12 protein-coding genes are annotated in these 13,738 nt (G+C 59.9%); 7 read left to right on the top strand and 5 right to left on the bottom strand.

Going from position 1 to position 13,738, the window contains the following annotated elements; genetic code table 11:
• The first annotated feature begins 97 nt into the window (after positions 1 to 97).
• Both KGA89_RS17910 and yccS read left to right on the top strand, forming a co-directional pair.
• Entirely contained in the window at positions 98 to 1,276 is a 1,179-nt protein-coding gene (locus KGA89_RS17910) for an NAD(P)/FAD-dependent oxidoreductase (protein WP_223472168.1), read from the top strand.
• 235 nt (positions 1,277 to 1,511) lie between these two features.
• A complete protein-coding gene (gene yccS, locus KGA89_RS17905; protein WP_223472167.1) occupies positions 1,512 to 3,695 on the top strand; it encodes a YccS family putative transporter in 2,184 nt (727 codons plus the stop codon).
• Between the two features lie 63 nt (positions 3,696 to 3,758).
• Here the strand turns inward: yccS and KGA89_RS17900 are convergent, their stop codons facing one another.
• Positions 3,759 to 4,496: a substrate-binding periplasmic protein gene (locus KGA89_RS17900; RefSeq protein ID WP_003206372.1), complete on the bottom strand. Its 738-nt coding sequence runs from the start codon at positions 4,494 to 4,496 to the stop codon at positions 3,759 to 3,761.
• 261 nt (positions 4,497 to 4,757) lie between these two features.
• Here KGA89_RS17900 and KGA89_RS17895 point away from each other — a divergent pair, with 261 nt between their 5' ends.
• The gene (locus KGA89_RS17895) at positions 4,758 to 5,210 is read left to right on the top strand and encodes a GNAT family N-acetyltransferase (RefSeq protein WP_027912929.1); all 453 of its coding nucleotides are present in this window, start codon (positions 4,758 to 4,760) and stop codon (positions 5,208 to 5,210) included.
• A 107-nt stretch (positions 5,211 to 5,317) separates the two neighbouring features.
• On the opposite strand, the gene KGA89_RS17890 is transcribed toward KGA89_RS17895, so the two are convergent.
• The 3 genes from KGA89_RS17890 to KGA89_RS17880 are packed head-to-tail and all read right to left on the bottom strand — an operon-like array spanning position 5,318 to position 8,288.
• The gene (locus KGA89_RS17890) at positions 5,318 to 5,614 is read right to left on the bottom strand and encodes a helix-turn-helix domain-containing protein (protein WP_223472166.1); all 297 of its coding nucleotides are present in this window, start codon (positions 5,612 to 5,614) and stop codon (positions 5,318 to 5,320) included.
• Between the two features lie 4 nt (positions 5,615 to 5,618).
• On the bottom strand, positions 5,619 to 6,122 hold the full coding sequence (locus KGA89_RS17885; protein ID WP_003206376.1) for a M48 family metallopeptidase: 504 nt from the start codon (positions 6,120 to 6,122) through the stop codon (positions 5,619 to 5,621).
• Between the two features lie 42 nt (positions 6,123 to 6,164).
• Positions 6,165 to 8,288, bottom strand: a complete 2,124-nt coding sequence (locus KGA89_RS17880) for a putative bifunctional diguanylate cyclase/phosphodiesterase (protein ID WP_223472165.1) — start codon at positions 8,286 to 8,288, stop codon at positions 6,165 to 6,167.
• Positions 8,289 to 8,611: 323 nt separating this feature from the next.
• On the opposite strand from KGA89_RS17880, the gene KGA89_RS17875 reads away from it, so the two are divergent.
• From KGA89_RS17875 to KGA89_RS17860, 4 genes are all read left to right on the top strand, one after another.
• Positions 8,612 to 9,277: a polysaccharide lyase family 7 protein gene (locus KGA89_RS17875; RefSeq protein ID WP_003206381.1), complete on the top strand. Its 666-nt coding sequence runs from the start codon at positions 8,612 to 8,614 to the stop codon at positions 9,275 to 9,277.
• A 282-nt stretch (positions 9,278 to 9,559) separates the two neighbouring features.
• On the top strand, positions 9,560 to 10,231 hold the full coding sequence (locus KGA89_RS17870) for a polysaccharide lyase family 7 protein (RefSeq protein WP_223472164.1): 672 nt from the start codon (positions 9,560 to 9,562) through the stop codon (positions 10,229 to 10,231).
• 329 nt (positions 10,232 to 10,560) lie between these two features.
• Positions 10,561 to 11,229 (top strand): polysaccharide lyase family 7 protein, encoded by a 669-nt coding sequence (locus tag KGA89_RS17865; protein ID WP_223472163.1) that lies wholly within the window; start codon positions 10,561 to 10,563, stop codon positions 11,227 to 11,229.
• A gap of 460 nt (positions 11,230 to 11,689) precedes the next feature.
• Positions 11,690 to 11,902 (top strand): fructose-bisphosphate aldolase, encoded by a 213-nt coding sequence (locus tag KGA89_RS17860; protein WP_223472162.1) that lies wholly within the window; start codon positions 11,690 to 11,692, stop codon positions 11,900 to 11,902.
• A 537-nt stretch (positions 11,903 to 12,439) separates the two neighbouring features.
• On the opposite strand, the gene fba is transcribed toward KGA89_RS17860, so the two are convergent.
• Positions 12,440 to 13,504, bottom strand: a complete 1,065-nt coding sequence (gene fba, locus KGA89_RS17855) for a class II fructose-bisphosphate aldolase (protein WP_003177554.1) — start codon at positions 13,502 to 13,504, stop codon at positions 12,440 to 12,442.
• Between the last annotated feature and the right edge of the window lie 234 nt (positions 13,505 to 13,738).

Genomic DNA, 13,738 nt, shown 5'->3' with positions numbered 1-13,738 from the left:
CTCTTGAGGACCGCAGCGCCTGGATCGCGAGCAAGCTTTGCTCCCACAAAGCTCGCTCCCACATTCAGTTATGTGGGAAAACTGAGAGGACACCGTTTTGCGCTCTACCGAAGTCGTGATCATTGGCGCTGGCGCCGCGGGGTTGATGTGCGCGCTGACCGCGGCCGCGCGCGGACGGCAGGTGATGTTGCTGGACCACGCCAACAAGGCCGGCAAGAAAATCCTCATGTCGGGCGGTGGGCGCTGCAATTTCACCAACATGTACACCGAGCCAGGCAATTTCCTCTCGCAGAACCCGCACTTCTGCAAGTCGGCCCTGGCCCGCTACACCCAGTGGGATTTCATCGCGCTGGTGGCCAAGCACGGCGTGCCCTATCACGAGAAAAAGCTCGGCCAGTTGTTCTGCGATAACAAGTCCAGTGACATCCTCGGCCTGCTGTTGGATGAGTGCGACCAGGCCGGCGTCAGCCTGCATCTGGACACCTCGATTACGCAGATCGAAAAAGCCGACGGCGGCTACCTGCTGCAAACCACCCTCGGCGCCCTCGTCTGCCAGTCCCTGGTGATCGCCACGGGCGGACTGTCGATCCCGACCCTGGGGGCGACCGGTTTCGGCTATCAGGTGGCAAAACAGTTTGGCCATGAACTGCTGCCAACCCGCGCCGGCCTGGTGCCGTTCACCATCACCGATCAGCTCAAGACCCTCTGCACCGAACTCTCGGGCACATCGGTGGATTGCCTGGTGAGCTGCAACGACCAGAGCTTTCGCGAGAACATCCTGTTCACCCACCGCGGCCTGAGCGGTCCGGCGATCCTGCAGATTTCGTCGTTCTGGGAATCGGGGGACACGGTGCAGATCAACCTGTTGCCCGACCACGACGTGCCGCAATGGCTGCAACAGCAGCAGGCCGAACGCCCCAACAGCGAACTCAAGACGTTGCTGGGCGAGTTGTTCACCAAGAAAATGGCCAACCTGCTGGCGGACACCTGGTTCGTGTCCAAACCCATGAAGCAATACACCCATGCGGAGCTGGCAGACATCGCCGAAAAACTGGCGAGCTGGAACGTCGTCCCCGCCGGCACCGAAGGCTACCGCACCGCCGAAGTCACCCTGGGCGGCGTCGACACTCGGGAAGTCTCGTCCAAGACCATGGAATCGCTGAAAAGCCCCGGGCTGTATTTCATCGGCGAAGTGCTGGATGTCACCGGGCACCTGGGCGGGTTCAACTTCCAGTGGGCGTGGGCGTCGGGGTATGCGGCGGCGCAATACGTCTGACCCGACACGACTCGAATGCGGGCAATAACCCTGTGGGAGCGAGCTTGCTCGCGAAAGCGGTGTGTCAGCCACTATTGAATTGCCTGAGACACCGCTATCGCGAGCAAGCTCGCTCCCACAGAGGTTCGGGGGTATACCCCGGAACACTTTTTGCTGTCAGATGTGATCGCCGCCATTGCGTCGGCGTCATTACTGCCTCAATTTAGCGTCATTGCCCGTCAGGCCCGTGCACTTCATGTCAGCGAATTCGTTTAGCCAGTCTTTGCGTCGCCTTTGGGCGTTGGATAAGTTCAGTTATAGCGTGCGGGTCTTCATCGCCCTGACCGGCAGCATGGGGCTGTGCTGGTACCTGGACGAAATGGTGCTGCTGATTCCCTTGTTCCTGGGCATCATCGCCAGCGCCCTGGCCGAGACGGACGACAGTTGGCAGGGCCGCCTCAACGCGCTGGCCGTGACCCTGGTGTGCTTCACCGTCGCAGCACTGTCGGTTGAGTTATTGTTCCCCTACCCCGTCCTGTTCATCATCGCCCTGGCACTGGCGGCCTTTGGCCTGACCATGCTGGGCGCGCTGGGTGAGCGCTATGGCGCCATCGCCTCGGCCACGCTGATTCTTTCGGTCTACACCATGATCGGCGTGGACCAACGCGGTGGCGCAGTCAACGATTTCTGGCATGAACCCCTGCTGCTGGTCGCTGGTGCCGCGTGGTACGGCTTGCTGTCGGTGTTGTGGCAGGCGTTGTTTTCCAACCAACCGGTGCAACAAAGCCTGGCGCGGCTGTTTCGCGAACTGGGGCGCTACCTGAAACTCAAATCGTCGCTCCTGGAGCCGATCCGCCAACTGGACGTCGAAGCCCGCCGCCTGGAACTGGCCCAGCAAAACGGCCGGGTGGTCGCTGCGCTCAACAGTGCCAAGGAAATCATCCTGCACCGCGTGGGCAATGGCCGCCCCGGCTCGAAAGTCAGCCGGTACCTGAAACTGTACTTCCTGGCCCAGGACATCCACGAACGCGCCAGCTCTTCTCACTATCCCTACAACGCCCTGGCCGAGGCCTTCTTCCACAGCGACGTGCTGTTCCGCTGCCAGCGCCTGCTGCGTCAGCAAGGCAAGGCCTGCCAGGCACTGGCCGAGTCGATCCAACTGCGTCAGCCGTTCGTCTACGACGACACCTTCGCCGAGGCCCTCAACGACCTGCATGCGTCCCTCGAACACCTGCGCATCCAGAGCAACCCGGCCTGGCGCGGCCTGCTGCGTTCGTTGCGGGCACTGTCAGTGAATCTTGCCACCATGGACCGCCTGCTCAGCGATGCCAGCAACCCCGACGCCCTGGCCGACGCCACCGACAGCAGCCTGCTCGACCGCTCGCCGCGCAACCTCAAGGATGTCTGGCTGCGCTTGCGCACGCAGCTGACGCCCACTTCGCTGCTGTTCCGGCATGCCCTGCGTTTGCCCCTGGCTCTGAGCGTGGGCTACGCCATGGTGCATCTGATCCACCCGTCCCAGGGTTATTGGATCATCCTCACCACGCTGTTCGTCTGCCAACCCAACTACGGCGCCACCCGGCGCAAGCTCGGCCAGCGGATCATCGGCACCGCCATCGGCCTGACAGTGGCCTGGGCGCTGTTCGATCTGTTTCCCAACCCGCTGGTGCAATCGAGCTTCGCCATTGCCGCCGGGGTGGTGTTCTTTACCAACCGCACGACCCGCTACACCCTGGCGACGGCGGCGATCACCATCATGGTGCTGTTCTGCTTCAACCAGGTGGGCGACGGCTACGGGCTGCTGTTGCCGCGGCTGTTCGATACCTTGCTCGGCAGCCTGATTGCCGGGCTTGCGGTCTTCCTGTTCCTGCCCGACTGGCAGGGCCGACGGCTGAACAAGGTGCTGGCCAACACGCTGACCTGCAACAGCATCTACCTGCGGCAGATCATGCAGCAGTACGCCGCCGGCAAAAGCGACGACCTGGCCTATCGCCTGGCCCGACGCAACGCCCACAACGCCGATGCCGCGTTGTCCACCACGCTGGCCAACATGCTGATGGAGCCGGGGCATTTCCGTAAGGAAGCCGATGTTGGGTTCCGCTTCCTGGTGTTGTCCCACACCCTGCTCAGCTACCTGTCGGGCCTGGGCGCCCACCGGGGCACCGAACTGCCGGCGCAGGTACGCGAGCAACTGATCGATGGCGCGGGGGTGAAGCTGGCGACGAGCATCGACGAAATCGCCCAGGGCCTGGCGAGTAAAACGCCGATTGTGGTCCAAAGCGACGAGGAGGAGGCCCTGGCCAATGAGCTTGAGCAGATGCCCGATGAGATCGACGAAGGCCAGCGGCTGGTGCAGACACAGTTGGGGTTGATCTGCCGTCAGCTCGGTCCGTTGCGAACCTTGGCGGCGCATTTGGTCAAGGACACCAGCGAGGCTTGAGGGCTGTGGTGTTTACACTGTCGCCATCGCGAGCAAGCTCGCGATGAGGCCAGCCCGGGCACCCTACATCCCGTGAGCTTTCAATAACCGCGCGTAACTCCCATCCGCCTTCATCGCCGCGATCTCCCGGTCAAACCCCGCCACGATCTGCTCATGCTCCGGGTTCTTCAAGCTGACCAGGATGTGCAGGCTGTTTTCACTCAATGCCTTGGGCAAAAATTCCACGGCGTTACGCACCTTGGCGGATTCGCGGGCCAGGTAATAGCGGGCGACGTACTCGTCTTCCAGGGTCAACTTCACGCGATCGGCAGCCAGCATGCGCACCGCCATCGCGAAGTTATGCACCGGGACTTTTTGCATTTGCGGGTCTTCGTCGAAGTCCTTGGAATAGGCGTAGCCGCGAACCACGGCGATGGGATAGGCACGCAGCTGTTGCAGGCTGTCAAACTGGATCGCTTCGTCCTTGCGCTTGATGAAGCGCACACGGTTGAGCAGATACTCGGCCGAGAACTGGCCGATGTGAGTGCGCTCCTCGCTGTACCAGGCGTTGACCAGCACGTCATAGCGGCCCTCGCCGATGCCCAGCATCGCCCGGGCCCAGGGCACCTGTTCGAAGTCCGAGGCATAGCCGGCCCGTGCCAGGGCCGTGCTGACGATATCGGTCGCCAGGCCACCATTGATCAACGTGGAGTCGGTAAAGGGTGGCCAGCCATCGGCGACCAGACGCAGCTTTTGCGCGCAGGCCTCGTAGCTCAGTAACAACAACCCGATCAATGCAAGAGCTCGATGCAATCGCGGCATGCCAAACGTCCTTGACGGGTTCAAAGCCCGGTTTGTTTTTAGCCGAAACTCAACAGGCATCCTCAGACACCCGGTCCTAACATTAGCTCATTGGAACCGCTGCGCAGCGCTGTCACGAAGATTACACAAAGACGACAACGCCGCGACAGAGGAATGATGGCATTTTGGTATTTATCACAGATTTTCCGGTCGACCGAGAAAGAGACTTCCGGGCCAAGCACGCTTAATATCGGCATCAGGTTCTTCAGGAAATTCAAAAAAATGGATATCGAGTGGGTCTGTAAACATCACAGTGACCTGAGCAAGGAACAGCTGTATGCCATCCTCAAATTGCGTGCCGAAGTGTTCGTTGTCGAGCAGAACTGCGCCTACCCGGATGTTGACGGCCTGGACCTTGAAGGCGACACGTGCCATTTGATGGCCTGGCAGGACAACCACCTGATGGCCTACCTGCGCCTGCTCGACCCGCACTCGCAAAACAGTGACGTGGTGATCGGGCGCGTGATCATCGCGCCGCAAGCGCGCGGCCAGGGGCTGGGCCACACGTTGATGGAACAGGCGCTCAAGCAGGCCGAGAAATATTGGCCCGGTACGTCTATCTCATTGTCGGCCCAGGCGCATTTGCAGGGGTATTACGGGCGGTACGGGTTTGAAGTGGTGGGTGTGGAGTATATGGAGGATGGGATTCCGCACATCGGCATGCATCGGCCCTGAGGACGCCATCGCGAGCAAGCTCGCTCCCACAGGGATCTTCAGTGAACAACGATCAAATGTGGGAGCGAGCTTGCTCGCGATAGGGCCGGCCCAGGCAAATCCAATATTCAGGGATACTCCAGTACCGCCTTGATCCGCGGCAAATTCCCCTCGATCCACCCCCGATCGATCGCCCCCCAATCGCGAATCCGATACCGCCCGGCATGATTGCGAGCGCCGTCCTCTTGCTCGAACTCACAAACGATATCCAGGTCAGCCAGCGCGGCGATGGTGTCCTGGGCCGTACGCCGTGGCATGCCGGTGGTTTCGGTGAGGGCCGGGACGTTGCTGGCCACACCGCTGTCGATCAGGTAAGCCACGTACAAGCGACGGTAGAAGCTGGTCTTGGTCTTGCTGACATCCATTCGGTCATTCCTTGTGGGGTTGCAGGTCCCGCCAGGTCAGGTACACCCGCAGGTCGAATTCCAACTGGTGATACCCCGGAAGCATGTGCTCGCAGAGTTGGTAGAACGCCTTGTTGTGGTCCGACTCCTTGAAGTGCGCCAGCTCGTGCACCACGATCATCTTCAGGAACTCGGGCGCCGCGTCCTTGAACAACGCAGCGATGCGGATTTCCTTCTTGGCCTTGAGCTTGCCACCCTGCACCCGCGACACCGCGGTATGCAGGCCGAGGGCGCGGTGGGTCAGGTCCAGGCGACTGTCGAACAGCACCTTGTCGATGGCTGGCGCGTTACGCAAGTACTGCTGCTTGAGGTCCAGCGCATAACCGTACAGGGCCTTGTCGCTCTGGATCGGATGTCGGCCCGGATAGCGCTGTTGCAGGTAATCGCCCAGTCGGTCCTGGGCGATCAATTGCTGCACCTGGGCTTGCAGGGCGGCGGGGTAGGCCTGGAGGTATTTGAGCGCGGTCATCAAGGGGCAACACAGTCACAAGAGGCCACCAGTGTAGCGAATTCAAGCCTGCACCGCGCTCCAGTCAAACGGCGTGGCGAAGGCATTGGTGTCTTCGGCCATCAAGGGCCGCGCCACGAGGAACCCCTGCACGTACTCACAGCCATGGGCCTGCAGCCACTCATATTGCTCGCGGGTTTCCACCCCTTCGGCAATCACCCGCAAGCCCAGTTGTCCACACAGGTCGATCACCGAAGCGGCCAACGCGGCATCCCGGGGCGATCCCGGCACGCGGGCGATCAAGTGCCGGTCGAGCTTGAGGGTATCGAGCTCAAGGTCACGCAGATGCGTCAGCGAACAGGGCCCCGAACCAAAGTCATCCAATGCCACCCGCACTCCGAGGTGACGCAGCAGTCGCAGTTGCTTGTGGGTTTCATCGGGATTGCGCATCAGCGCATCCTCGGTCACCTCCACCTCCAGTTGCCGGGGCTTCAAGGCATGGCGTTCCAGGACCTGGCGCAACTCGGTCACCAGGTTGGGCATGCCGAACTGGGTGCTACTCAGGCTCACCCCCAACACCAGGTCGTCAGCGAACAAGCGTTCCCAGACTTTGCGCTGGGCGGCGCTGCGATGATAAATCCAGCTGCCCAACCGGCTGATCAACCGCGCCTCTTCCAGCAAGGGCAGGAACAGGCCCGGCGGAACATCACCGACACTGGGGTGCTGCCAGCGCAACAGCGCCTCGAACCCGCGGATCCGCCCATCGATGATGCTTACCTGCGGTTGATAGACCATATTGAAGTCGCGGTTCTCGATGGCCGAGCGCACGCTCTCTTCCAGCATCAGCCGTGAACGGGCTCGACCGTTCATTTCATGATCGTAAAAACGGTATTGCTGGCGGCCGGCACGCTTGGCTTCGTACATGGCGATGTCGGACGCCCGCAGCAACCCATCGAGATTGGCGCCGCAATCCGGGTACGTCGCGATGCCGATGCTGGCCCCCAGTGCCACATCCATGCCTTCAATCTGCTGGCAGATCGCGACTCGCTCGATGAGTTTCTCGGCGATCTTGGCCGCTTGCTCGGGGAACTCCAGGTCCAGCAGCGCGGTGAACTCGTCCCCGCCCAGCCGCGCCAGGATATCGAACGGGCGCAGGCACGCCTTCAACTGTTCCGACACCCAGCGCAATACCCGGTCCCCGGCATCGTGCCCCAGCGAGTCATTGACCCGCTTGAAACCATCGAGGTCCAGGTACAGCAGCACCCAGTTGCTTTCCAGGCGCTCGCTGCGCATCAACAGGTTTTCGGCGGTCTGGTAGAACCCCCGGCGGTTGAGCAAACCGGTCAGCGGGTCCGTGACAGCCTGGTATTCGAGTTGCTGATGCAAGTGGCGAACCACGGACATGTCCTGGAGTGTCACCACCATCGCCTTCTGCTCCGACGGCAACGGCGCACAGGACAAGGCCACCGACACCTGCTGGCCGGGCGCCGTGCGCAGGACCGCGTCATGCAATCGCCAGGTTTCACCCCGACGATAGGCGTTGTGGATATCGGAATCGAGCCACTCGGGGATATGCGGTTTCTGCAGGAAATCCAGGAACGGCATGCCCTGCAATTGCTCGGCGGTGGCATTGAGCAAGCGGCAGGTAGAGGGGTTGGCGAAGCGGATACAGCCATTCTCGTCCACCACCAGGATGCCTTCGGCGGCGTTGTCCAGCACCGAGGCATTGAAGGCCCTGGCCGCTTCGAGATCCTGGCTCAGGCGCTGCAAGGCCCGGCGATTGCGCTGGTGCTCGAGCAGCGCCTGGACCTTGGGCTTGAGGATTTGCGGATCGAAGGGTTTGAACAGGTAATCCACGGCGCCACTGGCGTAGCCCTTGATGACCGCGTCCTGGGATTGCTCATTGGCCGTCAGGAAAATGATCGGCGTGAGCCGCGTGCGCTGGCTACCGCGCATCAGGCGCGCCACTTCGAAACCGTCCATGTCGGGCATCTGCACATCCAGCAGAACCAGATCGATGTCGTGTTCAAGCAGCAGGTTAAGCGCCTCGACCCCCGAGGACGCGGTCATGACTTGCCAATCCTGACGCTGCAACAAGGCTCGCATGCTGAGCAGGTTTTCAGGGTAATCATCAACAATCAAAAGGACAGAGCTGTCTTCGCCGAGCGGTGGTTGCGCGCATTCCATGCTGCTTCTCTTATCGGGCGCCACGTCCGTTTTTACGTAGCAAAGCGGACAAATACTGTCCCCTCACTCTAGACCGGGATTGTGAAAAGCAGTAGGTGTCAACGCGCCATCATCCAGACAAAGCCCGAAATAGCCGACTAACGGTCACCCTCCTCGGGCACAAAAGCTGCACAGACGACTTCGACGGACAATTGACGTCAGCCATCCGCCGAAAGGTTGCCAGCCAGTTTCTTCCGTCGCTCATCCGTACGCCCCGAAAAGACCGGCCTAGAGCCTTGCTTTGTGGTGTGCAGCTTTTTCATCGAGTGACATAGGATCCCACCATGATCGATCTCTCAACCTGGAACCTGAGCATCCCCGAAGGCAGCCCTCCGGCCACCATCGAAACGTCTCAACTCGTGCAGGGGTTCCAGGACCAGTATTTCCACTCCGATTCCGGCACGGTTTTTTTCTGGGCACCGGTGACCGGCGCCACGACCACTAATGCTATTTATCCGCGCAGTGAACTCCGTGAAACCTATAGCAACGGCACCTTGCGCAATTGGCTGTACCCGGCGGCGGACAACAAGCTGGCAGCCACCCTGGCCGTCAGCCAGGTGCCCAGCACCGGCAAGGTCGTGATTGGTCAGATCCATGCCAAGGACAGCACTAGCCCCATGGTGAAGTTGGAATACCAATATAAAACCTACAGTTCCACCGGCAACATTGTCGCCAAGGTGCGCATGCGCCCGGACGACGAAACAGGCCAGGTCATCACCATCGCCACGGGCATCAAACTGAATCAATCCTTCTCTTACCTGATCCATCTCAGCCCCGCCGGCGTCCTGACCATCAATGGCGCGGGTTACCAGTGGAGCTCCCCCATCAGCTCCACTTGGAGCGACAAGCCGCTGTACTTCAAGGCGGGCGTGTACGTGCAGGACAACACCGGTTATCCCACCGAAGGCGGAACCGTGACGTTCAGCTTGCTGGATATCGATCACATCTAGGTGCTTTGCGTGACGCCAGGGCAGCAACGGAATGCCGCCCGCCCAACGCGACACTATCGATGCGCCATAGTTCATGTCTAGCTCGAAACTACCGACTAACGGTCATCCATCCAGGCATAGATGCTGCAATTGACATGTTTGACGAACAATTGACGTCAAACATCCGCCGGATGGTTACTCAAAAAGACCCCTTCCTGCGTGATCAACCCATTCCAAATGCTCGGAGTAGAGCCTCCCGCTTTGGTACTCAGCACTTTTACGCCCGTTACGCAGGATCCGACCATGATCGATCTCAACACTTGGAACTTGAGCATTCCCGAAGGCAGCCCCGCCACCACCATCGAAACGCCTCGGCTGGCCCAAGGGTTCAAGGATGAATATTTCCACTCCGACACCGGCACGCTGTTCTTCTGGGCGCCGGTGACCGGCACCAAGACTGCAAACGCGATCTACCCACGCAGCGAACTGCGCGAAACCTACAGCGACGGTACCCTGCGCAACTGGTTGTACCCGGCGGCGGACAACACCCTGCGTGCCGCCGTCAGCGTCAACCAGGTGCCCAGCTCCGGCAAGATCGTGATCGGTCAGATCCACACCAAAGACAGCACCAGCCCCATGGTGAAACTGGAGTACCAGTACAAAACCTATAGCTCCACCGGCAACATCGTCGCCAAGGTGCGCTTGCGCCCCGACGACGAAACCGGTCAAGTCATCACCATCGCCACCGGCGTGAAGCTCAACCAGAGCTTTACCTACATGATCCACCTCAGCCCGAAGGGCGCACTGGGCATCAGTGCGGCAGGCTACAACTGGAGAACCACTGTCGACGCTACCTGGAAGGTCAAACCGCTGTATTTCAAAGCGGGCGTCTACGTTCAGGACAACACCGGCTACACCACCGAAGGCGGCAAAGTGACGTTCAGCCTGCTAGAAATCAAACACGCCACCCTTTGAGCACTCCCCCGCCCGTATTAGCAGCATGGAACGCTGCTATCGACCCACCTTCGAAGCACCCATTCAGGGTGTTTTTTTGTCCGCGCATGGCGAAAGAGTCAAATAGCCATCGCACAAGGTTCCGAAAAAAATCGGAATAGTCGACCAACGGTCGTTTGTCTCGGGCACAAAACCGACAAACGCAACTCTGACGGACTGTTGACGCCAACCCTCCGCCAGACGAACGTGCCAAACATTCGCCTGCACCCCCTTCTGGCCTCAGCAAAAGCGCGTCTTAGAGCCTCCGGCTGTGGCGTAAATCATTTCTTCTTCTCAGAAAGGATCCGAACATGGTCGATCTTGCAACCTGGAACCTGAGCATCCCCGAAGGCAGTCCGCCGAAAACCATCGAAACCCCTCGGCTAGTGGATGGGTTCCAGGACAAATATTTCAACTCCGAAGGCAGCACGGTGTATTTCTGGTCACCGGTGACCGGCACCAAGACTGAAAACGCGATCTACCCGCGCAGCGAATTGCGTGAGACCTACAAAGACGGCACCTTGCGCAACTGGCTGTACCCCGATGCCGACAACCAATTGCGTGCAAACCTGGTCGTCAGCCAGGTGCCCAGTAGCGGCAAGATCGTGATCGGTCAGATTCATGCCAAGGACAGCAGCAAACCCTTGGTGAAGCTGGAATACCAATACAAGGATGCCACCAGCACCGGGGACATCGTCGCCAAGGTGCGCATGCGCCCCGATGACGATGAAGGCCGGGTCATCACCGTCGCCTCCGGCGTGAAACTCAATCAGTCCTTCAGTTACCGGATCCACCTTGATCGTACCGGCGACCTGGGCATTACTGCGGCGGGTCGTAGCTGGTACACCACCATCAGCTCCACTTGGCGGGTCAAGCCGTTGTACTTCAAGGCTGGGGTGTACGTGCAGGACAACACTGGCTACACCAGTGAAGGCGGGAAAGTGACGTTCAGCGTGCTGGATATCGATCACAACACCTGAAATTTCACTTCCGATAATCTCGTAGGAAACCCCCTCTTGTGGCGAGGGGGATTTATCCCCGTTGGGCGTGAAGCAGCCCCCTCTTTCCGTCAGCCCCACCGCATGTGCCGACTTTACGGCGGCTGCGCCCCCGAGCGGGAGCAAGCTCCCTCGCCACAGGGGGTTGTGGGCGTCCTACAGGTCGATTTTGGCTTCGAAAATCTCCTCTATAGTTCGGCTTGTCTGCTGGCTTTGGTCAGTGGGCAAGGGTTTCGCAGCCCGACAGAGAACAATGACTTTGCACCGCAAAATGAAAACTCAGGCAAAATTGCCGACATTCATTTTATGGCGGTTGCGCGTGGGAGGCCTTTGGGTCTGCCGGGTTTGGTCATTCTCGGTCTGCGAACCCGCGCGTAGCTGCCACCCACTTTGTTTCGCAGCAAAAAAGGTGGCAATTTTTTTTCTATAGGGAATTTCATCTATGACCACGCATCAATCGATTAACCGCTTCACGCCCTTGACCCCGATCGCCACCACACAACCTGTGCTGTTCATTGACAAGACTGCCCCGCTAACAGAGCTTCACGCCTGCGCCACCCTACGCGATTCGGCCGCCAGCGACTTCAATACCCTCACCAATGTTGCTCGGATCCTGGTTCAGGATGTCACCGACGTGTTCGGCGTCATTGAATAGCGTGGGCTCGAAGACCAAGCCCTCCCGGTGGGAGATGATCCCCTGTGGGAGCGAGCTTGCTCGCGATAGCGATCGATCAGCTTGCATCAGCGCTGGATGTGCCACCGTCTTCGCGAGCAAGCTTTGCTCCCACAGGTCCTGCTCCCACAGATCTGACGGGAGTACGACCGGGAGAGTCAGGTCGGCTATAAGGCCGCCTCGGGGCGGACGTTGATCTCGGCGCCCCGTTAACCACGATGGCTGAACGCAGGCATTGTGGAGTGGGCACCTCGGCATGGATGCCGAGGTAGCCGCGCTGGGCCATGGATGGCCCTTCGCGGCGGGCCCACGGAGCAATGCCTTCGTTCAGGCATGCCGAGCCCTAGCGAGGCACCGAGTGGTGGGGCAGGAGCGTTTTGCTTACTTTTGCGCTCTTCAAAAGTGAGCCGCCGTAAGGGCGGAACCATAAGCCGCCGTCACCCAAAAAAACGGATACACACACAAACCCCACTCATAAAAAAACCCGCATCACTGCGGGTTTCTCAAAACGCTAAAACATCAATTAACCTTAGCGTTCAACTCACCTTTCAGATACCGCTGATACATAGCCTCCAGAGAGATCGGCTTGATCTTGGAAGCATTACCCGCAGTACCAAACGCCTCATAACGCGCAATACACACATCACGCATCGCAGTCACGGTCGCACCGAAGAACTTACGCGGATCAAACTCGCTCGGATTGGTCGCCATCAAACGACGCATCGCACCAGTAGAAGCCAGGCGCAGATCGGTATCGATGTTGACCTTGCGCACGCCGTACTTGATACCTTCGACGATTTCTTCAACCGGCACGCCATAGGTCTCTTTGATGTCGCCACCGTACTGGTTGATGATCGCCAGCCACTCTTGTGGAACCGAGGAAGAACCGTGCATCACCAAGTGGGTGTTGGGAATGCGCTTGTGGATTTCCTTGATGCGGTCGATCGCCAGCACGTCGCCGGTTGGCGGCTTGGTGAACTTGTAGGCGCCGTGGCTGGTGCCGATGGCGATGGCCAGGGCGTCGACCTGGGTCTTCTTGACGAAGTCCGCGGCTTCTTCCGGGTCGGTCAGCATCTGGCTGTGGTCCAGCACGCCTTCGGCGCCGATGCCGTCTTCTTCACCGGCCATGCCGGTTTCCAACGAACCCAGGCAACCCAACTCACCTTCCACCGACACGCCGCAGGCGTGGGCCATGGCCACGGTCTGCTGGGTGACGCGTACGTTGTATTCGTAGTCGGTCGGGGTCTTGCCGTCTTCGCCGAGGGAACCGTCCATCATCACCGAGCTGAAGCCCAGCTGGATGGAGCGCTGGCAGACGTCCGGGCTGGTGCCGTGGTCCTGGTGCATGCACACCGGGATGTGCGGGAATTCTTCGATCGCAGCCAGGATCAGGTGACGCAGGAACGGCGCGCCGGCGTATTTGCGGGCACCGGCCGAAGCCTGGACGATCACCGGAGAGTCAGTCTTGTCAGCGGCTTCCATGATGGCGCGCATCTGCTCAAGGTTGTTGACGTTAAAGGCTGGAACGCCGTAGCCGAACTCGGCTGCGTGGTCCAGCATCTGACGCATGCTGATAAGTGCCATTGTGTCTCTCTCCCGGTCGAGGGTCGTTAATCGTGCCAGCCTGCCGGAGCGGCGGCGGCTATTCAAGTCATTGCGGATCGGGGGTCGGCCCGAGCTGCGTGTTCGGTATCGCTAAACGCAGATACTGACGCAATCCCTGTGGGAGCGGGCTTGCTCGCGATCAGGGTGGCACATGCAACATCACTGTCGCCTGATACACCGCTATCGCGAGCAAGCTCGCTTCCACATTGGTTC

The organism is Pseudomonas sp. A-RE-22 (genome assembly GCF_019956035.1).
In the GTDB taxonomy this organism is placed as follows: Bacteria; Pseudomonadota; Gammaproteobacteria; order Pseudomonadales; family Pseudomonadaceae; genus Aquipseudomonas; species Aquipseudomonas brassicacearum.
Note: the sequence above shows the minus strand (reverse complement) of the source record. Positions and strands in the feature narration are given on the sequence as shown.